Source organism: Haladaptatus pallidirubidus, assembly GCF_020700235.1.
GTDB lineage: Archaea > Halobacteriota > Halobacteria > Halobacteriales > Haladaptataceae > Haladaptatus > Haladaptatus pallidirubidus.
Map to the genome: position 1 here is coordinate 467189 of NZ_CP085305.1, position 22221 is coordinate 489409.

19 protein-coding genes are annotated in these 22221 nt (G+C 51.5%); 11 read left to right on the plus strand and 8 right to left on the minus strand.

The annotated features are described in order from the left end of the window. Window positions 1-16: 16 nt before the first annotated feature. Complete coding sequence (xacF, locus tag LIX15_RS29000; protein ID WP_227778266.1) at window positions 17-1465, minus strand: 2,5-dioxovalerate dehydrogenase; 1449 nt, start codon at window positions 1463-1465, stop codon at window positions 17-19. A gap of 77 nt (window positions 1466-1542) precedes the next feature. Next, window positions 1543-2310, minus strand: a complete 768-nt coding sequence (locus LIX15_RS29005; protein ID WP_227778267.1) for an IclR family transcriptional regulator — start codon at window positions 2308-2310, stop codon at window positions 1543-1545. A gap of 330 nt (window positions 2311-2640) precedes the next feature. On the opposite strand from LIX15_RS29005, the gene LIX15_RS29010 reads away from it, so the two are divergent. Genes LIX15_RS29010 through LIX15_RS29020 form a run of 3 tightly spaced genes read left to right on the plus strand, consistent with a single transcriptional unit; the run spans window position 2641 to window position 5905 of the window. Continuing rightward, window positions 2641-3753: an amidohydrolase family protein gene (locus LIX15_RS29010; RefSeq protein WP_227778268.1), complete on the plus strand. Its 1113-nt coding sequence runs from the start codon at window positions 2641-2643 to the stop codon at window positions 3751-3753. A 2-nt stretch (window positions 3754-3755) separates the two neighbouring features. After that, window positions 3756-4271 carry a Rieske (2Fe-2S) protein gene (locus LIX15_RS29015; RefSeq protein ID WP_227778269.1) on the plus strand — a complete coding sequence of 172 codons (516 nt, stop codon included), beginning with the start codon at window positions 3756-3758 and terminating at the stop codon, window positions 4269-4271. Beyond that, window positions 4271-5905, plus strand: a complete 1635-nt coding sequence (locus LIX15_RS29020; protein WP_227778270.1) for a BCCT family transporter — start codon at window positions 4271-4273, stop codon at window positions 5903-5905. Before LIX15_RS29015 ends, LIX15_RS29020 begins: the two co-directional genes overlap by 1 nt. Window positions 5906-6069: 164 nt before the next feature. Here the strand turns inward: LIX15_RS29020 and LIX15_RS29025 are convergent, their stop codons facing one another. Beyond that, entirely contained in the window at window positions 6070-6516 is a 447-nt protein-coding gene (locus tag LIX15_RS29025; protein ID WP_227778271.1) for a universal stress protein, read from the minus strand. A 114-nt stretch (window positions 6517-6630) separates the two neighbouring features. Then, window positions 6631-7041 carry an EamA family transporter gene (locus tag LIX15_RS29030; RefSeq protein ID WP_227778272.1) on the minus strand — a complete coding sequence of 137 codons (411 nt, stop codon included), beginning with the start codon at window positions 7039-7041 and terminating at the stop codon, window positions 6631-6633. A gap of 186 nt (window positions 7042-7227) precedes the next feature. On the opposite strand from LIX15_RS29030, the gene LIX15_RS29035 reads away from it, so the two are divergent. Continuing rightward, window positions 7228-8475: a saccharopine dehydrogenase family protein gene (locus LIX15_RS29035; RefSeq protein ID WP_227778273.1), complete on the plus strand. Its 1248-nt coding sequence runs from the start codon at window positions 7228-7230 to the stop codon at window positions 8473-8475. 222 nt (window positions 8476-8697) lie between these two features. On the opposite strand, the gene LIX15_RS29040 is transcribed toward LIX15_RS29035, so the two are convergent. From LIX15_RS29040 to LIX15_RS29050, 3 genes are all read right to left on the minus strand, one after another. Beyond that, window positions 8698-8964 (minus strand): RidA family protein, encoded by a 267-nt coding sequence (locus tag LIX15_RS29040; protein WP_227778541.1) that lies wholly within the window; start codon window positions 8962-8964, stop codon window positions 8698-8700. Between the two features lie 175 nt (window positions 8965-9139). Then, window positions 9140-11089, minus strand: a complete 1950-nt coding sequence (locus tag LIX15_RS29045; RefSeq protein WP_227778274.1) for an oxidoreductase — start codon at window positions 11087-11089, stop codon at window positions 9140-9142. Window positions 11090-11704: 615 nt separating this feature from the next. Continuing rightward, window positions 11705-12481, minus strand: coding sequence for an IclR family transcriptional regulator (locus tag LIX15_RS29050; RefSeq protein WP_227778275.1), 777 nt, complete (start codon window positions 12479-12481; stop codon window positions 11705-11707). 375 nt (window positions 12482-12856) lie between these two features. Between LIX15_RS29050 and LIX15_RS29055 the strand changes: the two genes are divergently transcribed. Further along, complete coding sequence (locus LIX15_RS29055; RefSeq protein WP_227778276.1) at window positions 12857-14491, plus strand: sodium:solute symporter family protein; 1635 nt, start codon at window positions 12857-12859, stop codon at window positions 14489-14491. A 505-nt stretch (window positions 14492-14996) separates the two neighbouring features. Then, entirely contained in the window at window positions 14997-15584 is a 588-nt protein-coding gene (locus LIX15_RS29060; RefSeq protein WP_227778277.1) for a metal-dependent hydrolase, read from the plus strand. 87 nt (window positions 15585-15671) lie between these two features. On the opposite strand, the gene LIX15_RS29065 is transcribed toward LIX15_RS29060, so the two are convergent. Then, window positions 15672-16040 (minus strand): helix-turn-helix transcriptional regulator, encoded by a 369-nt coding sequence (locus tag LIX15_RS29065; RefSeq protein WP_227778278.1) that lies wholly within the window; start codon window positions 16038-16040, stop codon window positions 15672-15674. Between the two features lie 244 nt (window positions 16041-16284). On the opposite strand from LIX15_RS29065, the gene LIX15_RS29070 reads away from it, so the two are divergent. The 5 genes from LIX15_RS29070 to LIX15_RS29090 all read left to right on the plus strand — a co-directional run bounded on the left by LIX15_RS29070 (window position 16285) and on the right by LIX15_RS29090 (window position 22043). Further along, entirely contained in the window at window positions 16285-16626 is a 342-nt protein-coding gene (locus LIX15_RS29070) for a hypothetical protein (RefSeq protein WP_227778279.1), read from the plus strand. Window positions 16627-16696: 70 nt separating this feature from the next. After that, window positions 16697-18529, plus strand: coding sequence for a DUF8186 domain-containing protein (locus LIX15_RS29075; RefSeq protein WP_227778280.1), 1833 nt, complete (start codon window positions 16697-16699; stop codon window positions 18527-18529). Between the two features lie 160 nt (window positions 18530-18689). After that, a complete protein-coding gene (locus tag LIX15_RS29080; RefSeq protein WP_227778281.1) occupies window positions 18690-20078 on the plus strand; it encodes a TrbL/VirB6 family protein in 1389 nt (462 codons plus the stop codon). Window positions 20079-20749: 671 nt separating this feature from the next. Beyond that, window positions 20750-21139 carry a hypothetical protein gene (locus LIX15_RS29085; RefSeq protein ID WP_227778282.1) on the plus strand — a complete coding sequence of 130 codons (390 nt, stop codon included), beginning with the start codon at window positions 20750-20752 and terminating at the stop codon, window positions 21137-21139. Further along, window positions 21132-22043: a DUF8008 family protein gene (locus LIX15_RS29090; protein WP_227778283.1), complete on the plus strand. Its 912-nt coding sequence runs from the start codon at window positions 21132-21134 to the stop codon at window positions 22041-22043. The genes LIX15_RS29085 and LIX15_RS29090 overlap by 8 nt, the downstream gene beginning before the upstream one ends. Window positions 22044-22221: the final 178 nt, after the last annotated feature.

Below are 22221 nucleotides of genomic sequence, written 5' to 3' on the forward strand. Positions count from 1 at the left end.
TGAAGGGGATAGAGAACTAGTAGTTGAGATAAACCGTCTTCGATGTGGTAAAGAAATCAAGGCCTGCATCACCCTGTTCGCGATATGTTTCACTCGACGATGCTTTCATTCCTCCAAATGGGACATGTAATTCTAATCCCGTTGTCTTTTCGTTAACCTTGACGACGCCGGCTTCGATGTCATCGACGAACTGATGAGCCTCTCTGAGGTCTTCCGTAACGATGCTCGCTGAGAGACCAAATTCCGTATCATTCGCAACAGTGACTGCCTCGTCATACGAACTCACGGGAAGGACGGCTACCACAGGGCCAAAAATCTCCTCCTGAGCGATGCGCATTCCCGACGAGACGTTAGAAAAGACCGTTGGTTCGATATAGTAGCCCGATTCGTGTCGGTCCTCCTGGGGGACCGAGCCGCCTGTCTCGAGCGTCGCACCCTCAGATTGACCAACGTCGATGTATTCAAGTGTCCCATCCAATTCATCCTGACTGACGTGCGGTCCCATATCGTACCCATCAAGTGCTGGGCCAATGCCGATGTTGTCCGCGTGTGCGACTAATTCATCGACAAATTCTTCGTACACATCTTCATGAACGATTGCTCGTGACGTCGCTGTACACGCCTGTCCGGTGACACCGAATGCACCTTCAGAGACGATTTTGGCCGCAGTATCGACGTCCATACTCGGCATCACGACGGTCGGGTTTTTGCCCCCCATCTCCAGTTGAACACGCTTCCCATCCGTCGCTGCTGTTTCGCCGACCATTTGGCCGACCGACGTACTCCCAGTGAATGAGATGGCGTCGATATCCTCGCTGGTTGAGAGTGTTTGACCGACTTCACTTCCTGGGCCGGTGATGACGTTAAGGACGCCACCCGGAAGACCTGCTTCGTCAAGACATTTAGCGACTTTGATCGCGACGATTGGGGCCTGCGATGCAGGTTTGAGAACGACAGTATTACCAGTTGCAAGCGCAGGTGCGAGTTTCCACGTCGGAATTGCGATAGGATAATTCCAGGGAGTAATGAGTCCCACGGTCCCAAGCGGTTCGGTTTTCGTCTCAAGACGCGTATCCTGAGAGCTCGATGATTTAATCTCACCACCAAGGTCGTTGGCCTTCTCGCCGTAGTAATAGAGAATGTCGATTGCCCGGGCGACCTCTCCAGAGGCCTCCGGAAGCGCTTTTCCCTCTTCACGAGAGAGTATTTCGGCTAATTCGTCAGCCTGTTCATCAAGCAAGGATGCCGCACGGCGAAGAATAGATCCACGCTCCGGGGCAGGGGTCTTTTCCCATCCGGGTTGTGCTTTGGCCGCTGCGTCGATTGCCCGCTTTGTGTCAGCGGCAGTCGACTGAGGTAACGTCCCAATGACGTCCGTCGGGTCCGCTGGGTTGTGTACATCGAACCGCTCACCCGTTTCCGAGTCCGTCCACTGACCGTTACAGTAGTTATCGAATGCTGGCATGCAATAGAAACCACTTGATTCACACAATAATAGCTATTGGTCAAGACAACATCTGCTGGTTTCAGGAAAGGTGAATCTCATCGAGCGTTGTAGTTGAGCTCGATGATATTCACCGTCGATAATAATTTGTCTTGAAGTTCCGCTTCCACGTCTGGTTCCTCCATCCGATGAGCGGGACCCGACACGCTCAATCCTCCGAGAACCGTTCCGTTTTTGTCCAGTATCGGTGCAGAGATGGTTTGCATTCCGGTGTTGAATTCACCGCGTTCGAAGCTGACGCCACGCTCGCGGACTTCTTCGAGTTCCTGATATAGGTTCTCTTTAACGGTAATGGTGTTCTCGGTGCGTGTGGGAAGTCCATGCTCGTCAAGAATTTCTTTGACTCGTTCTTCAGGGAAGTTCGCTAGCATCGCCTTGCCAGCACCCGAGCAGTGCATGTGAAAGTACGACCCTGCACCCCAGTCATACTTGATACTCTCGTTGCTTTGCACAGCATCGAGGGCTACGCACATTCCGTTTTCCTCAACGCAAAGAGTCACACTCTCACTACTCGACTCTTCGGCCAATCGTTGGATTTCCGGACGGCCAATCTGATACAGTGGAATACGCTCGCGGACCCTGCCGCCGAGTTCAAGATAGTGAAGTCCAAGTGCATACTTACCATCTATCTTAACAGTATAACCCAACTGTGTGAGCGTGCTCAAGTAGTCATGAACTACACTCTGCGGTCGGTCAATTTGCTCCGCAATTTCTGTCACGCCAGCTTTACCTGTGTCATCTAGTACGCTGATAATTTCGTCCATCGTCAACAACGCTTTCACCGGACGATTTGCTTTTTCGGTCATGGGAGGACTCATGGAGTGATGTCACAAATAAATTCGGATTTATCGAATTGGTTGATTCTTAATTCATCTTCTACTGGGTGCTTTTGACCAAGTGACGAACAGCCATACCACCTATATCAGCGTTGTTTCGAAAGTCCCTGTCACACATTGCTGATCAGAGCGAAAATTCGATAATCGCGAATTAATATACCGTCTTTAAATATAGCTTGGAATCTTCTCATATTCATGAATCGCCTGGATTCTGTATCGGTTGGTCCCATGTCTACAGAAATTGAAATTGGGAGCATGCCAAGTTTTATATAATAAACCATGTAACAGGGGAGACGAACCATGGTAGCCAGTAACCAAGGAGGAGTCGACCAAACTGATCAATCTACGTTGACGATGCTACTTGACGCAGATATCCACCAGCGGTGGTCCGATGATAAAGCCATAGTCAAGTACCTGCCTGAACGGTATCAAGACGACGGAATCGTTGCTCCAGAACTACTCTACCGGAACCCTGGTGGATTTTTGAAACAAGACGAGATTCCGAAAAACGGTGGAAAGCCGGGATCTGACATCGAGAAAATCGTTGAAGACCACCTTGATAGGCATGACATTGATTACGGGATGTTCACCGGAAATTCATGGTTTAATCTCGCCGCACTTCCGAACCGTGATTACGCCAACGAATTAGCCCGGGCATACAACGAATGGCTAATCGAAGAATGCCTCACGGTTGACGAACGGTTTCTCGGCTCTATGTACGTGGCCCCGAAAGCACCACAAAAAGGCGCCAAACTAATCCGAGAGTACGGATCACATCCACAGATTCGTCAAGTGATGCTCCCTGGCGGTGCAGAAGTCCCGTACGGTCGGCCGCAGTATTGGCCACTATACGAGGCTGCTGAAGAGATGAATCTTGCAGTTGCGATTCACCCCTTCTCCGAAGGTCACGGGACAAGTAACCCACCAACGGGTGCAGGTCATCCGAACTCATACATCGAGTGGCACACACTCCTTGGGACATATTACATGGGGCAACTTGCGAGCATCGTCACGGAAGGGGTGTTGGTCGAATATCCTAACCTCCGCTTTGGGTTCATTGAAGGTGGGTACGGGTGGCTCCCACACTTCATGTGGCGTCTCGACAAGAACTGGAAGGGTCTGCGCTCACAAGCGCCCTGGTTAGAAGAAAAGCCGAGCCATTACATCCGGAAAAACGTCTGGTTCGCGAGCCAACCTGTCGAAGAACCTGAGAAGCCAGAGTATCACGACCAGATCCTCGAGATGATGCACGCGGATGAGACACTTATCTTCGCGAGTGATTACCCCCACTGGGATGGCGATGACCCGATGTGGGGGCTGCCACCGATGGATGAAGAGATGGAGCGGGCCATCAAGTTCGAGAATGCGATGGAACTCTGGGACCTCCCTGCTAACCCCTCGGAGCTAAACTAACCATGAGTGAGAAACGATTCGAAATCTGTTCAGCAGACGATCTAAAACCGGGTGACAGGCATATCAAGACTCTCACCGGATTCTCGGTCGGCGTGTTTAATGTTGACGGAGAATACTACGCGATGAAGAACGACTGCCCCCATCAACGTGCCCCACTCTGTGAAGGAAAGCTGACAGGGACAAGTACATCTGACACCGCTGGCGAGTACAATTGGGAACGCGATGGGCAAATCCTCACCTGTCCATGGCACGGTTGGGAGTTCGACGTGACAACTGGCGAATCGGTGTTCAACCCTCATCGCGTGAAAGCAAAAACGTTCGAGACAAGGGTTGAGCCATCCCAAGAAGGTGCTGACTGTAGTGAAACCTCGTCCAAGGGAAGCGTGTCCGACGAGGCTGGTATGGCCTCCGATGGCGGGAACTGTGAAGGATGCGGCCACCACATCGAAGGTTCTGAGCCACTAATCGAGACGTACGACGTTGAAGTCGAACACGGTACCGTGGTGGTGTATCTCTAATGTCGGAAGAAAGCCGTTCACTCTTCGACGCGTTCCGAGGGGAGACCGACAGCACCGTCTTCGGAGTTGGTGCTCTATTGACTATTTTCGCAATCGGTGCAATCGCAGCCCGTCCTGACGCGACAGGGAAAGCTCTCACCGCTGCAAATACATTCCTGTGGAGGGAATTCGGATGGCTATATCTCTGGGCGATGTTCTTTGCTGTCGTATTCTGCCTGTGGCTCCTTGTTGGGCCATGGGGGAAAATAAAGTTGGGAGATCCCGATGAAGAACCCGAGTTCACCTTTTTCCAGTTCTTTGCAATGCTGTTTTCCGCGGGGTTGTCGACCGGACTCGTGTTTTATGGGCCCGCAGAGGCGCTTTTTCACTACGATTCGGCTCCCCCGTTCCTGTCGGCAAGTGCGGAGAGCGGTGCGATTATCCCGGGAGCGGTTCAGTACACTATGCTCCACTGGGGAATCTCTCCATGGGCCGCGTATCTCACGGTTGGTGTGACCATCGCGTACTACGTCCACCGTCGTGACGCACCAATCAAACCCTCAACCATCTTCGCACCCTTCATCGGTGTCAGCAATCTCGACAAAGACTGGGTGAAGTTTCTCGATATCGGCATGGTTGTTGTGAGTGTTGGTGGTGTTGCCGTGTCGCTTGGATTCGTCGTCACGCAGTTCATGAGCGGGCTATCGTACAACTGGGGGTTGCAGTTCGGTGATTTGGGTACCCTCTTGATTACGGTGGGGTTGACCGTCGGTTTCACTGTCTCGGCGGCGCTCGGGGTAAAGAAAGGCATTCGTCGCGTATCCTCGTTCAACATGTATCTCTTCACGATGCTACTTGTGGTAGCGTTTATCTTTGGCCCAACTGCGTTCCTACTTAACCTCGGGTCGGAAGCATTCGGCGGCTATGTTGCAAATTTCATCGAGATGAGTCTCTTCTCGAACGTCGAAAATGGGTCGGAATGGGTCGGAGCCTGGACTGTGTTTTACTGGGCGTGGTGGTTCTCGTTCGCCCCGATGATTGGAATCTTTATCGCTCGAATCTGCCGTGGGCGGACGATTAGACAGATTGTGTTCGCTGGCCTCGTCGGAACAAGTGTAGCGTCCTTTCCGTGGTTCGTCATCATGGGTGGATCATCGTTGTGGGTCCAGAGCAATGGGCAAGTAGACATTCTGGGAATCGTCTCGGAGTATGGTATCGAAGTCGCAGGGTTCCCGCTGTTCGAACAGATAATGCCGTTCGGACAGGTGTTCTCTGCGCTATACTTGCTACTGGTGCTCACGTTCCTCATCACCACCGTCGACTCAACGACGCTTAGCCTCGCGATGTTCACGACCGGCGGCAACTCAAATCCGCCGACCGCGAATCGCATTGCGTGGGGAGTGCTCGTCGGCCTCCTCACGTCCCTGCTCCTGATTACGGGGGGACTCGCCGCGCTTAAGGATCTTGTTGTCCTCGTGGGACTTCCGATCGCTATCGTCGTAGGGTTCTGTATTGTTGGTCTCACTATGGAACTTGAACAGCGATACCCCGTCCTCCTTACGGAGCGTTACGGTTCGGATGCGGAAGAAGAACCAGAGAGCGTCAGCCTCGTTGGCTATCTGTCGACACGGCGAGCCGAGAGTTCAAGTGATTGAACACACACGATCGTATCTCATCTGTTGTCGCCCCTTCTCAACGGTGATTCGGGTAATGTTTTGTGCTCCACTATCAGATTAGTAGTATACGGACGAGGCCACAGGATCCCGGATATCGGCTTAATCTAAGATAATATAGGACTCAATTTGTTCAACGATTCGCATCAGTCGTTTTCGGTCGGAACGTTAAGGACGGGCACTGACGCGGTGAGCATTACTTGTTGTACGACGCTCCCGAACAGCACTTTCCCGGTCGGTGACCGGCGACGGCCACCGACGACGATACACCGAGCGCCGACTTCTTCGCCGTACGACCTGATCTCTTCTGCGGGGTCGCCGACTCGGACGACCGTCTTGATTGCATCTGGGTCGTGGGTGATCTCTGTGTTTACAGCGGCTTTCTCTACAAGTTCATCCCCGATACGTTGGATCTCGTAGTTCTCGGTAACCGCCTGACCCTTGACCTCTTTCTCGAGAACAGATGCAAGGGTTGACCGGCGAAGGACGTGGAGAACGTAGAGAGGTTCGTCAAGGTCGGATGCAAGCGTGGACGCGTGTGAAAGAACCGTCGACGCACGGTTCGAATCATCGAGTGTCGCTACGATTGTCACGCTTCTTTCGTCGTACTCCAACGACAAATCACCTTGGGAAGAGACAACTGACCGAATACTCCTTGGAAAACTGTAGTGCCTTGACTCGCGTAAAGAGAATTAACTTCTAGTGGCTTACTGTGAAAGGAGAACGACGGCACCAACGGCGAGTGCGATGCCTGCAATTTTGATTTGTCCGAGCGATTCGTTTAGGAAGACAACGCCGAGGAGTGTCGTTCCAAGGAGGTACATACCACTGATGCTCGTTGCGACGGCTGCTGATCCCTGAGTGAGTGCGACGTAATATGTGATGGTTCCGAGTCCGAGAAAGAGTCCACCGATGAGTGCGAACCCGATACCCCGGGTAGATACAACGACTGGACCACCCCGCCACAGGAGGTAGGCGGCGGCTGCGGTGAGCCCGGCGACGTATGTGTAGATGACGGCCTGTTCAGCGGGAAGAAAGCGTGTCGCAATCTTGGCGAGGAATGCCCATCCCGCATACAGCAGCATCGCTCCAAACGCAAAGAGGACTGTTTTCGACATAGTGTATAGAACGACACGACTCAATGATCTAATATAAACCCTTTGGGAGAGAGTACCAGAGGTCGACACAGCTGGAGACAAAACCATATGTATCTCCGTATTTGACCGCCTACTCGCCCGTTGAGCTGCGAGTACTGTAACTACCCATAGTTTTATTCCTGTCGACCATGTTGATTCATTTGGATAATGAGTGGTAAAACTGTAGTCCTCGGAGGCTCAGGAGCGATGACCTCAGCCTGCGTATACGATTTGTATCAAACGAGTGAATTCGACGAAATCATCGTCGCCGATGCCGACAAAGAGAATTCGAAGAAGCTTATCGACTTAATAGACGACGATCGTGTAACGTTTGAACCGGTTGATGCGACCAGTACCGACGACATCGCTCGTGTCCTTGACGGAGCAGACTACGTGGTTAACGGACTCCCCTACCAGTTCGAAGAGAACGTTCTCGACGCCATCCTCAACGTCGGTGGCCTCGTCGGCGTGGACCTGAACGCGTTCGAGTTCGACGAAGTGCTCAGTCGGTCAGATGAGTTTGCAGAGGCAGGATGCTCATTGTGGTTCGCTAACGGTGGCCTCGTTAGTACCATCGCCCTTGGAATGGTCGGATGTGAAGAGTTCGACGAAGTTGAAGACGTGAACTTCTATTGGGGGATGTGGCGGTTGCTCACTCAGACGACGGCCGGACTTACTGACACAGTCACCTACGAACACGACCCGAACGTTGACGAACGCGCTCGCTGGGAAGACGGCAAAGTCATCAACGATCTGCCTCCGTTCTCACAAAGGCGGACTTTCGAATTCCCGGAACCGATTGGTGAGCAGGATACCTACGTCATTTCACACCCAGAACCAATTACGTTCCCCAAGGCACCTATCGCACAGGAAAAGAACGTCAACCGTATCATCACACGTGGTGTATGGCACGACAAGTGGACCGAATACGAGCGGACACTCCACGCAATGGACGCATTCGACGCGGACTCACTCGACGTCGATGGTGGAACTGTCGACCCACTTGAAGTCGCCCAGGCGCAGGTCAAGCGTGCCGGTGACAAGCGAGACGCAAAATGGCGCCCACCCGAGGAACTATCGGATGAGACGGAGTGGACACCACAGACGATTCTCTCATCGGAAGTCACCGGAACAAACGCAGGAGAAGACGGAACCGCCGTCTTCCACTTCACCCAACCGTTCCCCTTCTTCGGCGGTAACAACATTTCGATGATGCGAGAGTATGGCTGTTACGTCGGTGTTCCACTTTCGGTAACGTTACAGTTCATGGCAGACGGTGCCGTTGATAAGGACGGAATCTTTGTGACTGAGACCAGTGGACTCGATGCCGAGCGGTACTTCGAAGAGATGGAAGCACGAGGCTTCGAACTCATTGAAAAACAGTCACCAGCTCAGCTAACTTCAACGTCGAAATAAAGAGAGAAATCCCACTACCGGTTTGCTTCTAGAGAGTGGTGACTCACAGGGTAAACGGCAGCAAATCACCCTGTATCGAGCAGTGGATTTATTATCGGTGTTCAAAGAATCGGTCGTCAAAACTATCACTGAGTAAAGTTCGGATGAAATATTCGAGAATCCTAGTTTCTAACGCAGACTGTTGTAACTGAAGGAAAGCCGGTGACAGAATCAAGTGGTACCTTATTCGGAAACCGCCGCAAAGGCCTCAACCTCAACTAGGAGTTCGGGTTTGGCTAGACCGTTCACTATAGCAAGCATACCTGTCGGGTACGGGTCGGAGAGATACTCATCGCGGACCTCTTTGATCGACTCGTAATACTCGCGCTCAGTGATGGAGTAACGGAGTTTGAGCACGGCGTCCATCGACGCACCTGCCGACGTGAGTGTTCTATCGAGGTTTTCGAATACCTTTCGTGTCTGCGACTCAATATCTCCAACGCCGACAATTCGTCGTTGTCATCGTAGGCAACCTGCCCAGCCGTAACCACGAGCGAGTGGTCTGACGGAACTGTAACGACCTACCAGAACGCGGCGTCTCCTTCCCAATTCGTACCAGTGTGATGTGCTTCGAATATCATAAGTGATGTTTCGTCGTATCGTGAGTATAGTCAGTTGTTAATGCTCAGAGGTCTGTTGCCGTCTCGTAGGCTTCCCAGATCGCCTCGTCGAGTGATCGAGGGGCCCAGCAGTCGCCAACGCGGTGGACCGACACGTCGACGACCGAGAGGTTGCGGTACTGCTCGTAGTTGGCTTCGCCGCCGTGAGCGAAGACGACGGTGTCGACGCTATCGCGACGCTCGCGCTCGTCGTTGAAGACGTTCTGGAGGACGACTTCATCAGCCTCGACGGCGTCGACACGGTAGTGTGGTGTCAATGTTACGTTCTCGGAGTAGAGGTCGCCGAGAAGGGCGTTCTGGATGTACTGTTGGACCGACTCGCCAGGGGTGTACGCCGCTGTGACGATTTCAACATCTGCGCCGGCATCGGCGGCTTTAGAGGCGACATCGAGGGCGGCCTCGTTACCATCCCAGTCAGCGACGAGAACGTCGTCGCCGAAAGGATTGTCGGCGCGGAGTGCCTCAACCGCAGTATATGCTGCCACCGACTCAGCAACAGAGACGTCGGGTCTGCGCCCCGTCGCACCCGTCGCGAGAATGAGTTCGTCGAAGTCATAGGCAGCGACGTTGTCTGGATCAAATCGGGTATTGAGTTCAACAGTCACGTCGTGATCGTCAAGACGGGATTTGAGGGTGGCTAGCCAGTCTCCGTAGCGTCCGCGGTGATCAAGGTCGGCGTAGGCAGTTATCTGACCACCGAGGTCGCCGGTGGCTTCGAGGAGGGTTACGTCGTGACCTCGTTCGCCTGCCGTCGTTGCCGCGATAAGTCCAGCCGGACCACCGCCGACGACGAGGACGGACTTAGGTGTTGTCGCTGAATCGAGATCACCGTATTCTGCTTCGCGACCGGTGATTGGGTTGATGGTGCAGCGAATCGGCAGGCCCTCCTGGTATCGACCGATACAGCCTTGATTGCAGGCGACGCAGGGAATCACGTCGTCCCATTCTCCAGCTTTCGTCTTTGCTGGAAGCTCAGGGTCGGCGATGAGGGCGCGAGTCATCCCGACTACGTCGGCGCCCGTCTCGTCAAGCATTTGCGTCGCCTTCTCGGGTGTGTTAATGCGTGAAGTGACGATCGTCGCACCGTCTACTGTCTGGTCGATGACGGCGGCGGGTGACTGCGTGACTATTTCTGATTCGGTGGCCGGTGGGACGATATAACTACAGCCTTCCTGTGTGCTTGAACTGCCGACCACGACACTCCAATAGTCGAGCATCGTCGCGTCGTCGATATGTTCGATGATTGGGAGCGTTTCGTCGAATGAGAGCCCCTGTTCGGAGCGTTCTTCAGCGCTCAGCCGGATTCCAACCACGAAGTCGTCGCTTGTGCGCTCGCGAATTCGATCGGCGATCTCTACGGTGAACCGGCAGCGATTCTCGAGTGTGCCGCCAAACTCGTCGTTTCGGTCGTTGACATTCGGACTCCAGAATTGTGCCGGCAGGTAGGTGTGCGAGCCGACGATTTCGACGCCGTCAAGACCCGCTTGCTCCATCCGTACCGCTGAGTCGACAAAGGCGTCTATCATCTCGTACACTTCTGCTGTCTCCATCGGCCGCGGAATCACGGTTAGGCGGTCGGTGGGTTCGTCAGAGGCCGAGAGCGCGGGCGGTGCGTACTCCCCGGCGTAGCGTTCCCGTCCGCCGTGGAAGAGTTGTGCCATAACGCGAGTATCGGCCTCATGCATCGCCTCGGCAAACGGTTCGTACGTCTCCACGATGTCGTCAGTGCTAGCGTCGATTGTATGGTCGGTCAGTAAACCGCTCTCGTGGACGGCGTGGGCTTCCAAGACCACTAGTCCCGCCCCGCCACGCGCTCGCGCGAGGTGGTATGCGAAGAAATCGTCCGTTGGAAGATATTCATTGACGAGCGTCGTCTGGTGTCCCGAACTCATGATTCGGTTTGTTAGTTGAATCGATCCCAAATGCGTTGGTTCAAAGAGCGGGGTGTGTTCCATGTGTTCTACTGTTTAGATGCTGTTGATTGTTGATCACCTGCTACTTTGGGCTGATATTCCCTTTTCACTAACCAATTCATGAGCAAGCTCATCAGGCAAATCATCCCACCATAATAGATGACAAAAAGTAGTTCTCCGTTCATTTCTGTGCCCTCTTGTTTTTTATTCCGTTAACGAGAAAAACTGAATTTTTTCCCGATTCTCCGATAAGTCGTCGCCTACAACCTTCGCTGTTCAAAAGGGATGTGAACGATACTAGTGCCTGTTTATTGCACAAGTTGCCCCAGCTTGGTAATGACATGCATTATCACACACGTAATTTTGGGATTGTTTGGTAAATAGCTTTTGATTATGATGATCGGGAGATAACAGCAGGATTAAAAGCAAACAATTAAAAAAGAGTTCATGTATTTCGAATTCAAATCGACAAACGTGACAAGATAGCCCTACAAGTATTTGTTTACAGTCTAGAAGCTCCAAAATAACGCCCATGTTCGAAAAATATGGACTATTATAAAGCTTACTTGCCACGGAGTCGATCCAGCCTATGAAATGATCTATTTTAAAATTCCTGACCTCTATGCGGTGCTATTTATCGAAAATAAACCAAGCAAGCTACCGATAAAATGTCCTTTCATCCAATTCATTTTCAAATTCAACCGCCTTCTTGGCGATCATTTGTGGGATGTATTGTTTGAAATCCTCCTCGGGCATTCGGTAGATTGGTGCAAGAACCGAAATTGCCCCCAGAATAGACCCGTCAGGGGCGTCGACTCGTTTTGCAACTGCCCGCAGTCCTTCAGCAAACTCTTCATCTGACCGTGCATAACCGCGCTCTCGAATTTCCTCTATTTCATCGAGCAGTTTGGTTTCTGAAGTGATTGTATTATCTGTGTGTTTATCCATCCTCCATTTCGAAATTATCTGTTTAATCTGTTCGGTTGAGAACCCAGCAAGGATCATCTTACCAGCAGCAGTCGCATGAAGAGGGTAATACGTTCCCAAATGCTGATCTGCGCTGTACTTACTCCGTTTGTGATACGCCGCAGCTACCACTATCCCTTTTCCATCATTCTCAACTACGAACTCGATGTCCTCTTCTAACTCCTCTGATAGTTCCTCTACCACTCTCTTAGCAATCTCGAAGTACGATCGCGTATCGGCTATATAATTCCCTTTATTATAAAATTTGAGTCCCAAATCATATCGCTCTCCCTTCTTTTCCAAATAACCGTATTGTGCAAGCGTGCGGAGGTGTTTGTGAATGGTACTTTTGGCAAAGTCAGTTCGATCCGTAATCTGGGATAATGTTGCGCCTCGGGCTTCTTGAATAACCTCGACAATTTCTAAGGATCGCTCGGTCGTTGTAACACGATTTGGGTTTCCGGTCATACTAGTATACATCTCCGACTAGCATATAAAAGTTCGATTTACATGGAGACATTCGAAGTCGCACAAACGTATATTCTTTTGTAACTCTGGAAAATTGGTGGAGCTCTCACCAGCATGTCGGCCTAATTCTATCACTAGAAAATGTTCCAGACCGTATCAGACTGCCCTCATCCACAGTACTCTGAGCGGCAACTCCTGTTTCGCACGGAGGTCGATACTACCCGGTAACTAGATTGTTGACCATCCAGATGGAGACTTCAACTCTCAAACCACGCTATAATTATATGTCTTCTTTAATATATGTCTACTTATTTAAAACACTCTATTATTGAGGTACCAATACCTTTATTACCTGCTACTAAATCACATGGTACCATGCCACTCAATGGCTGGCTCAATTGGTTTAGCATAGGCATTCTTGTATCGCTTCTCCTGTACACAATTGTAGGAAATTATGCAGGAAGACTCGTAAATGATGTTGAAGATTACTACGTTGCTGGGCGAAATGCACCGACTCTCTTAATCGTTGGTACACTTGTTGCATCCTTCCTTAGCACAGTTTCATTTCTTGGCGAGGTCGGATATAGCTATAATGGCTATCCAGTATTGCTATTAATATTAGTAGCAATTAACATATCGGGATACGTGATCGGTGCATATTTTTTCGGGCGCTATATTTACCAACTCAAACCACTTACTATCCCTGAATACTTTGGCCGTCGGTTTGATTCGAACAACGTGCGAATCGCTGCTGCACTTACATTAATTCTCGGACTTGGAGTGTATCTGGTCGCGGTGTCCCAAGGAATCTCGCTGTTAATAGCCGATATTACTGGATTTAGCTATCTCACTAGTCTGTTACTTATTATGGTTGTCTACGTTGCCTTCACATTTTACTCAGGATCCCAGGGTGTAATAATTACAGACACGATGATGTTCCTTCTATTTACTTTTGCGGCGATCCTAGCGGCTCCATTTATCCTCAACGCTGCTGGAGGATGGCCGGAAGCAGTTCATCAGCTTTCGAGCTACTCACTTCGCCCCGGTATCCTAAGCTGGCACGGGAACGTGACGGGTGCAGATGCATATTATAGCAGTAAGTGGGATGCACTCGCTTACGCTGTTAGTTTTGGCCTTATCTGGATGATCGTGGTTGCTGTAAGTCCCTGGCAAACAAGTCGCTATATCATGGCGAAAAATGAACAGACAATCCTCCGATCAGGCGTTGCAACAATGGTCATTATCGGGGCTATTTATGCAATACTCCACCTGAGTGTGTCGGCGATATCTCTTATAAATCCTGATATCAGTCCTGCCGAAACGGTATTTGTTTGGGCAGCGCAAAACATTCTTCCGACTTGGCTCGGAGTTATTGTGCTAAGTGGAATCGTCGCTGCTGGGATGTCGTCATGTTCAACGTTTCTCTCATTAGTTGGATTCAGTCTCTCTCACGACTTATTCGAAATTTCAGGAATTTCTATTTTGGAACGCTATGAGACCGATGAAGAGTATCTACGGCTCAGTAGATTCTTTATGCTCGCTTTCGCAGTGGTCGTATTTGCCGTAACATACTTCCAGCCACCCGCCGTACTCTGGATCGGATACTTTGCAGCGTCTATATTCGCTGCCGCTTGGGGCCCAATCGCCTTTGCTAGTGTGCACTGGAGTCGGACTTCGAAAACAGGGGCGTTGTGGGGGATTATACTCGGATTTGTTACTATTATATCTGCCAAAGTATTAGCTGAATACGGGTCACTTTCACTACCAACCTATCTTCCTCCCGAGATACTTGGATTCCTGGTGAGTCTCGTCGCAGTTATTGCTGGGAGTTATATAAATGGGCCAACGCAGATTGAACGGGAGCGGCGAAAAGAAATGGTAAATAACGTTGGTACCGCCACCCCTCAACAAATCCGAACTACACTTAACTATACCCGGATTGCAATCCTTTCAGGCGTACTACTATCGGGCGGATTATTGTTCTTTTATTATCTCCCATATACAGGATAATATCATATTAAAATTATATAAAGATATTGACTAATTTTTCTTTTACTAATAAATCTATAGTATTTCCATCTTCGCTCGTCTCCCCTCCCCCCCCCCAATTTTAGCACACCAAGCTGATGAGGGATTACACCAATTGTTCATATCTGACACCAATATTTATATTTGAAAATATTATATCAAGAAGAGCAGATAAGCTGAAAACAAGTTTTCCTCCGCTACCATAATCAGCCTTCCTCGAGCGGAACGACGATAATAAGTGCAACGGAAATAATATGAGATGGTGTATCTATCATTATTTCTGTCCGCTTTTTTCAGACGGACACACATGCATTCACACAGGCATCGTATAAAACAGCGACAGACGTTAGTTAGTATAATCTACTGACAATCGATGCTCGATTTTGGTATTCGATGGTGCCGTGTTCAAACAGAGTTGATTAAACGGATACAAAGCGCTTATGCGGGTAGAAGAACGAACCAGATTTAGACCTAAAGGCGACTAAGCATGTACCGACACGGCCATCTCGGCATCACACTTCTCATCCTCGCGCCGATCTCCTATGCACTCGTCCAAAATGGTCAGCTTGCACTTGCTGGGTTGCTTGCGCTTGGCGTCCTCATCATCGAACCGCTTCCTGATAATGACCATTGGATACCTGGTCTCTCACACCGTGGCGTGAGCCACTCGTTATTGACCAGTGGCATTATCGGACTCGTATGTGCCGGGTGTGGCTGGCTTCTTGGACGGTATCTTACTGTTCCTCTTGCACACTGGCTGCAGACGACCGTCCTTCCAGCGACCAATATTACGGCAGTCACAATCGCGACTGAGCAACTTGCTGCACTCACTCCCGAAACACTTGCCGAACTTGGATTTGTCATCGGTGTTCTCGGTATCTGTGTCCATCTTGCCGGCGATATCATTACGGTTAGTGGTATTCAGCCGTTCCTCCCGTTTTCTCGGCGGCGGATCTCACTTTCACGCCTTCGTGCTGCAAGCACACTCGCAAACACTGGCTTCTTGTTACTTGGCGTACTCGCGATGGGGACTGTTGTTTTCGCACTCTCTCCGTTCGCAGGAGCGTTCCCATAAGAGAATCAAACTCGGATCACGTCCCATCGTAGCGGTGATGAGGCCGAGCGAGAGAACGACGACGAGCAGTTAGAGATGTTTTGATGGCTACTCTGGCATTACAATATCGTGTATGAATCGGTGATACTCTTCGACCGCCCAGTCACCCCGTCCAACGGTTGCATACGCATTCCGTCGCTTATCACTTGCTTTTGTCTGCTTCGAGATCAGCCCTTTCTCCACGAGTCGATCGAGACCAGGATACAATCGGCCGTGATTGATCGGCTCAGGATAGATGTCTTCCAACGCCTCCTGCAGATCGACACCCTCGGCTGGTCCTAAGCGGTAGATGAGACACAAGAGGTGTGCCTGAAAGGCGGTGAGATCGGTCGGGAGATTATAGGAAGCAAAATCAACAGAGGATTCGTCCTCGTGTGTGTCAGTAGAGTCGTCTTGATCAGATTCTGAGGTAGCCATACCGGAGTGACTAATCTCCAGCACTTAAATCCTGTTATAATATATAGTAAATAATTAGTGCGAATCAAGCGGAAGAATTCGAGGTTCGTACCATCTTTGCAGGGAGAAGAAGAGCATCGGCCGCCGTGATTGGCCGCGAATTCCTTCGAAACAAGTCAGTATTGCTCCACAACGCCGTCTAAAATTCAGAATATTATTCATAAAGGCTAAGATTTTTACTATGGGAAAAAGAACGAAATTGTGTATGCGCCTCCCATTCCGACATCGAGTTACGTATTTGGTTACCGTCCTGTTCACGCTCAGCATCAGTACTGGCATCGCCGCTGCTCAACAAAGCGAGATCAATAACTCGCTCAGCGAAATTGAACAGTTCGTTGCCACCACACTCGGCCAGCTTGGGGTTATCGTGTTCCTCGTTGGCGCAGCGCTGTGGTTCGTCTCCGGACGGAACGCGAGTCGCACACAGTGGGGCTGGCGCGCCCTCTGGGGCGGCGCTGGCATGATCGTTCTCTCGGTCAGCTATAATGTGTTCGTCACGCTCTTCGAAAACCTCGCTCCGGGGATGATCGTCCCACCGTTCTTCTAACGACGGTGCGTCAGTTTCACCTCCTGTATATCATCGGCCGACCATCACCCTAGATACGCTTCCCCCACGAATGCCACCACTCTCGGACACACGTCTTCGGCCGCTCATTCTTGGACTCGTCGTCCTGCTTCTTCTACTCAGTTCGTTTGCAACTGGCGTCAGCACCAACCGATTCGCTACTGCCACTGACGTCTTCGTCTCTGATGATCCAGATCCCAATATCGGTGCACTGCCGCCGTTCATTCAGCCAGACCTCCGTACGATTCTCCACTCTCCGAATATTTCGGCAGCAAATGCCAGTCGAGCTCGGGATTTTACATATTCAACGTCCCAGCCGTCCCACGAAGTCGGACCTCACAATCAGACACTTGCTGAGTACCGGGGCACCAACCTTCAGAACCTTCCGCACAATCGCTCGACGAGCGCGTGGTTTCCTGATTCGAATCGCTCGAACGGCACTGTCGTCAAGAATACGCATGTGACGATTCTTGGAACACAGAACGGGACCCAAACCCGTCTCCGTCGGGCGAACACATCGTCACAAAACCTCTTCTTGCTTCCCCGGAATGGGACTGTTCTCGCCTCGCTCGATTACTCGACGGCGATTCCAAATCAGACCTGTACGGTCACGAATGGTACCAAGACCTGCATCAATTACTCCATCACGAACCAGTCCATCAATCGGTCACTCAAAATTGGCTCGCAAACATGGACTACTGGAGAAACCTCACAGGAAGCCAGAGCATCGCGGCCACTCACATACACGGATGCACAGGCGACTGAACGCACGACAATGGTCGTGGAAGGGACGATCACAACGCAGCTGGCCATTCACAAGACCGTCTCAATCCGGACGAACTCGGGGTGGCAGCAAACGAATGTGACTTCAAATACCACTCTCCTTTCGCATACCGTCCGCGATGCAGCACCCGTCGTGATCACACCGAACCAGCAACTCAACGCAACACAAACACTTGTCACTGACAACGGCGACCTCAAACGGATTATTCTCCGCCTCGACGGCCCCACGACATTCACCAATCGTCGACACTGGAGTTATGCGTCGTTCAAATCAGGGCAGATGCGCCTCCAAAACGTATGGGGCGTCTACTCCCAGCATCGGTACCGGAATGCAACGATCGGCACTCAGCACCCGAACATGACGCTCTCATTCAATGCATCACAACCGTTAGTTCCGCTCAACAGGTCGGTCAATCACTCCTCGCCACTCAGCACAACCTCACAGAGAACAGTCCCACCGCCAGACGTGCTCGAAAAACAATTGATCGCCATTCGAAGCAAGCCAGCAATCGCTCGCACAGCCTCCCAGACAGCGTCGACGGCAACTGTTAGTCGCGTTCGTACTGTTCCGCTTGCTCCAAAGGCTGCACCGCTCAGTCCGACCGTCAACCTCTCATCGGTTCCACCACGGGCGTCCACTCGTGTGGTTATTACGAACGTCGATCAGCCACTCACCACGCTCTACGACATTCATGGTGATGAGATTTCACTGAAAACAAGGACTGTCTCCGAACACCCGGTTTCGCTCACATTAACAAAGCAGGATAAGAGACACGTCCGGATTGAACTCACCGACGCACAGACAGGGAGCCCGATCGCAAACCAATCGGTCTATCTTCACGGGGCTGTCCAGGGACGTGTCACCACCAACAGTGACGGGATCGCTGTCGTCACGCGTGATGAGAGTGCTGTCGAGGCCACGTTTCGCGGCGTCGCCAACGATTCGCAGGGAATCTATTACGCCCCATCGCACAACCAGGTTCGATTTGCGCCAACACCGTTCAACATCTATAGCGCACTGGTGGCACTGAGTAAAGGATTCGTGGCTGTCATCGCGTTTGTGCTATTCTATCTCCCATTTCACTATCTCCGTCGACGATAATTCATAAAAGCTAAGAAAATATTTTTACGCGATGATACTGATATACAAGCAAACACCATCTTTTTGACACCCAATGATCCCCACCCTCCAATCACACGGCACAACCATCGTTCACAGTGTTCCCAAGCTCGTAGTCGACGCCAGCCATCTCCCCGCAGAGATGACGCCATTCGTTCTTGCAGCTGGATTCACCGGGTGGATCGCGGATCTGTTCACCTGGCTCATGACGAAACTCATGGGCTTTGTTGGACTGTTGATGTCGGGCGGCGTGTACACCTTCCTAGTGTTCGATAGCCCCTATACCGATCCGCAGTACCTCCAAGCGTTTGACCATCTTCTGGGTATCTTTCCCCAATTGCTTGTGGTCGTGGTGATGGCTGGGTTTGCCTCACAGCCATTTTCAAAGAAAGCGGACGTGGATAGTGTAATCCTGGTTTGGAAGGCACTCAAGGCGATTATCTTTGTTGCCGTGGGACGTCAGCTCATGCATTTCGGCCTGTTGCTCGTGAATGCCGTCATCGCCTACATCTACCCCGAGAGCTATGGCGCATTCGGAACCGAGATGCTCAAAACCGGGATGGAAGGCGCAGCTGCCTCAGCAGGTGTTGTTGCAGTCGGCATGGTGATTCTGAGTGTAACTTCGATTGCCGGAATTCTCCTCCTGTTTGCGATGCTGGTGATCCGGGAGTTCCTCTTCGTGGCGATGTTTGTGACGCTTCCCATCCTTGCGGTGATGCTCTATCTCGACTTCGGGCCATTCGAGGATTCAGCGAAAGCTGCGAAGATGTTCATCAACGCCACGCTCTCGCTCTTGTTTGCGGGTATCTTCATGGCTGCACTCATGTACGTCGGTGCAACTGCGATGGGTATCACTGGATCCGGTGCTGCCACGCAGGCAGCGGCCACCGCAGGATCAGATCCAGGGTCGTTTAATGAAGTTCTCGAGTCGTTCCTCTTCTGGTTGATCGGCTTGGTGGCGCCTGCGATCTATGGACTGAAAACAGCCATGTCGTCGGGCTTTATTCCTGGTCGAGTACGTAGTCGGCGGAAACGGACTTCTCGAAGTCGGTCGTCGGCATCAGCAGGTGGGTCACGAGAGTCGAGCCGTGCGAGTATCATGAAGCAGGCACGCTTTGGTGGAAGTAAAGTCCGGAGAGGAATGAATTCCGTTGATCAGCGGACTACTGGTGGAAAAGTAGGTGAGAGAGTCAGCAATAGCGTAAATAGAGCCACTTCAGCTAGTAGTGGAATAAAAGATAGCTTTGGGTCAAAAGCTGAAGGAACAATCATCGAAGACGCAAGTAGAGCCGGAAAAAGAGGAGCACGATACACGAAGAAAGGCGGTAAACGTGCAGCTAAAGACGCTCGCTCGGGAACGAATTTCACATTGCGAAATCTCGACCGGTCCCCTCTTGATTGGGCAGAAGCAGGTTTGGAACACTATCGTGAAAACCCAATCATTAATGAATCCCAGGATGGGGCTGGCTCAAAACAGCAGACATTAGGGGAATGGACCGACTCATCGACCAGCAACTCTCGATCAAGATGACATCTGTTAACAGAATATATTTGGGTAATCGAAGAGGATTATAATACGGACTATGGACGATCAAGAAAACATCACGTCCACAAGAATTCAAGAGAATTCGGGCTACGGCTCCAAGAATTTGATTATAGTTGCAGTCACAACGATCGTAGCGTCACTGTGCTATCTATTTGTCCCGATAGGAATATTCCTAACCGGTAGGGAACTTTCGATATTTCTTGGTGGACTCATTTCGGCAATTCTAAGCTTATTGGCCATGTGGTTCTTGCCTCCCCTCATCACAGCTGTATTCTATGAAATTCTAAGGTATTTAGCTCGGATAGAAAAAGAGAGCATGTATCCAGGGTGGTTTTTAGGATCGATCATCGGGCTAATTCCACTTACTGGAGTTTGGTTTCTTCCTCTTTGGAACCACGTTTCTCCCGAATTTGCAGCTATTTTACAACCGTTTCGAGTTGCACCGATGCCTGACAATTCGTGGCTAATGATTCTAAGTTGGCTAGCATGCATTCCAGCCCAGATAATGGGGCTTGCGCACCTTGACCAAGGAAAGAGCTCAACAGATTCAGCGACGAGTCAGCAAAAACAACCAACACAGAAAAGACTCAATCAGCATGGCTCCGTACTGGTGTGCGTGTCGAGGATATCACCACCCCAACGGCGGGTGAGCAGGAATGACGACCACCCAGCGTGCGATCGTCCCTCGGCCGTTGAACCCACGCAACACCAACCTACTTACCCACCAGCTCTCGGCAGGTGATCGCGTTCGCATTACGACGACCAAACAACCCCGAACGATGCTCACAGTGAGCGAGACGCATCCATCGACCAGCCACACACCACAGCTGGTCTTGACGACACCACCAACGGCTGCACAGCACGCGACCTACCAGTGTACGGCTCTCCAGTCCGATGCTCCAATGACTGTCATCGAGTACACACACACCTCTAGTGACACGACTGCCCTCTGTATCGGATCGCTCACCACCATCGCCTACTTTCCTCGGCTTTCGGCACCAGCAGACGACACGGCAGCCAGAACGGAGGTGCGTGCCAATGAGTAACACCACTGTTTCCGGAGCAGCCAGTACTCTCGATGGTGACGATCTATCGGTCAGCGACTTCGCTGACCACGTCCAGATGCTGACCGACCGGATCAACGACCTCGAAGCAGCAGTGACCGAGAAAGACGAACATATCGCGGATCTCCGTGTTGACCTCGAACGGAAAGACGCCCGGATCACGGAGCTTGAGGAGCGAGTAGCGAATCTAGCGAACAAAGCAGACGAGGCAGAGGCCCATCGGATAGCAATTACTCGCAAAACACAGGCCTGCGACGAACGCACCGATGAGCTGCAAGCCCGTGAGTTCGAGAAAGGCGCCCACTTACTTGCCGAGAATGTCGAGGAAGACCGGATCTGTGTTGCGGGAAACAAACTTGAGCGTATCACCAAAGACGACGGGAAGACCTACTTCCGGCTTCCCGGTGAGGACGACGTCCTCGGTCGTGGCGGTGCAGTTGCGCACTCGACAGCCGATCTCTTGCCCATCCAGCGACTGGCTCGCTATGACGATGAAATGCTTGCGTCGGTGACGAATCGCAAACCCGACGAGCTCGCAGCCAAGGTGTGGCGCGAACGCGACGATGCTAGTCGGTATTCGCTCTGGTCGACCGGCAGTGGCGAGATTCATGCATATCTCGATGCCTCCGATCTTGCTGAGTGGATTCGACTGAAAGAGTGTGGCGTGAGCAAGAAGTACAGCCAGGAACTCGCACGGCGGACAATGGACGCGATGCACGAACTCTCGAAGAATCGGCTTGGAAAGACCAAACGGCAGCGATCCAAAGACGGCTTGCGCTATCAGGAGACTCGTCTCGTCCTGAAAGCCGATGTGGAGCTTCCCGGTGAGGTCACGAACAACGACACGGATAACAGTCCGACCACAGACGAGGTTGCCGGAGAGTAACGTGGCTGGGACGAACTCACGCCCGAGAGGGACACAACTCTAACACGAACCCCCACACAACCGCGGTCGTGGACGTCCCGAATTGACACAGTTCGGGACAGACGCCGGACGGCTACTCGTAAGTACGGCAGTTGTATCGGCGTCTATCGGCTACAAACCAGCGGGAGGGGGAGAGCTG

Coding starts and splice junctions, on each gene's coding strand:
- xacF (WP_227778266.1), bottom strand. CDS start 1,465: ATGCCAGCATTCGATAACTACTGTAACGGTCAGTGGACGGACTCGGAA.
- LIX15_RS29005 (WP_227778267.1), bottom strand. CDS start 2,310: ATGACCGAAAAAGCAAATCGTCCGGTGAAAGCGTTGTTGACGATGGAC.
- LIX15_RS29010 (WP_227778268.1), top strand. CDS start 2,641: ATGGTAGCCAGTAACCAAGGAGGAGTCGACCAAACTGATCAATCTACG.
- LIX15_RS29015 (WP_227778269.1), top strand. CDS start 3,756: ATGAGTGAGAAACGATTCGAAATCTGTTCAGCAGACGATCTAAAACCG.
- LIX15_RS29020 (WP_227778270.1), top strand. CDS start 4,271: ATGTCGGAAGAAAGCCGTTCACTCTTCGACGCGTTCCGAGGGGAGACC.
- LIX15_RS29030 (WP_227778272.1), bottom strand. CDS start 7,041: ATGTCGAAAACAGTCCTCTTTGCGTTTGGAGCGATGCTGCTGTATGCG.
- LIX15_RS29035 (WP_227778273.1), top strand. CDS start 7,228: ATGAGTGGTAAAACTGTAGTCCTCGGAGGCTCAGGAGCGATGACCTCA.
- LIX15_RS29045 (WP_227778274.1), bottom strand. CDS start 11,089: ATGGAACACACCCCGCTCTTTGAACCAACGCATTTGGGATCGATTCAA.
- LIX15_RS29050 (WP_227778275.1), bottom strand. CDS start 12,481: ATGACCGGAAACCCAAATCGTGTTACAACGACCGAGCGATCCTTAGAA.
- LIX15_RS29055 (WP_227778276.1), top strand. CDS start 12,857: ATGCCACTCAATGGCTGGCTCAATTGGTTTAGCATAGGCATTCTTGTA.
- LIX15_RS29060 (WP_227778277.1), top strand. CDS start 14,997: ATGTACCGACACGGCCATCTCGGCATCACACTTCTCATCCTCGCGCCG.
- LIX15_RS29065 (WP_227778278.1), bottom strand. CDS start 16,040: ATGGCTACCTCAGAATCTGATCAAGACGACTCTACTGACACACACGAG.
- LIX15_RS29070 (WP_227778279.1), top strand. CDS start 16,285: ATGCGCCTCCCATTCCGACATCGAGTTACGTATTTGGTTACCGTCCTG.
- LIX15_RS29075 (WP_227778280.1), top strand. CDS start 16,697: ATGCCACCACTCTCGGACACACGTCTTCGGCCGCTCATTCTTGGACTC.
- LIX15_RS29080 (WP_227778281.1), top strand. CDS start 18,690: ATGACGCCATTCGTTCTTGCAGCTGGATTCACCGGGTGGATCGCGGAT.
- LIX15_RS29085 (WP_227778282.1), top strand. CDS start 20,750: ATGACGACCACCCAGCGTGCGATCGTCCCTCGGCCGTTGAACCCACGC.
- LIX15_RS29090 (WP_227778283.1), top strand. CDS start 21,132: ATGAGTAACACCACTGTTTCCGGAGCAGCCAGTACTCTCGATGGTGAC.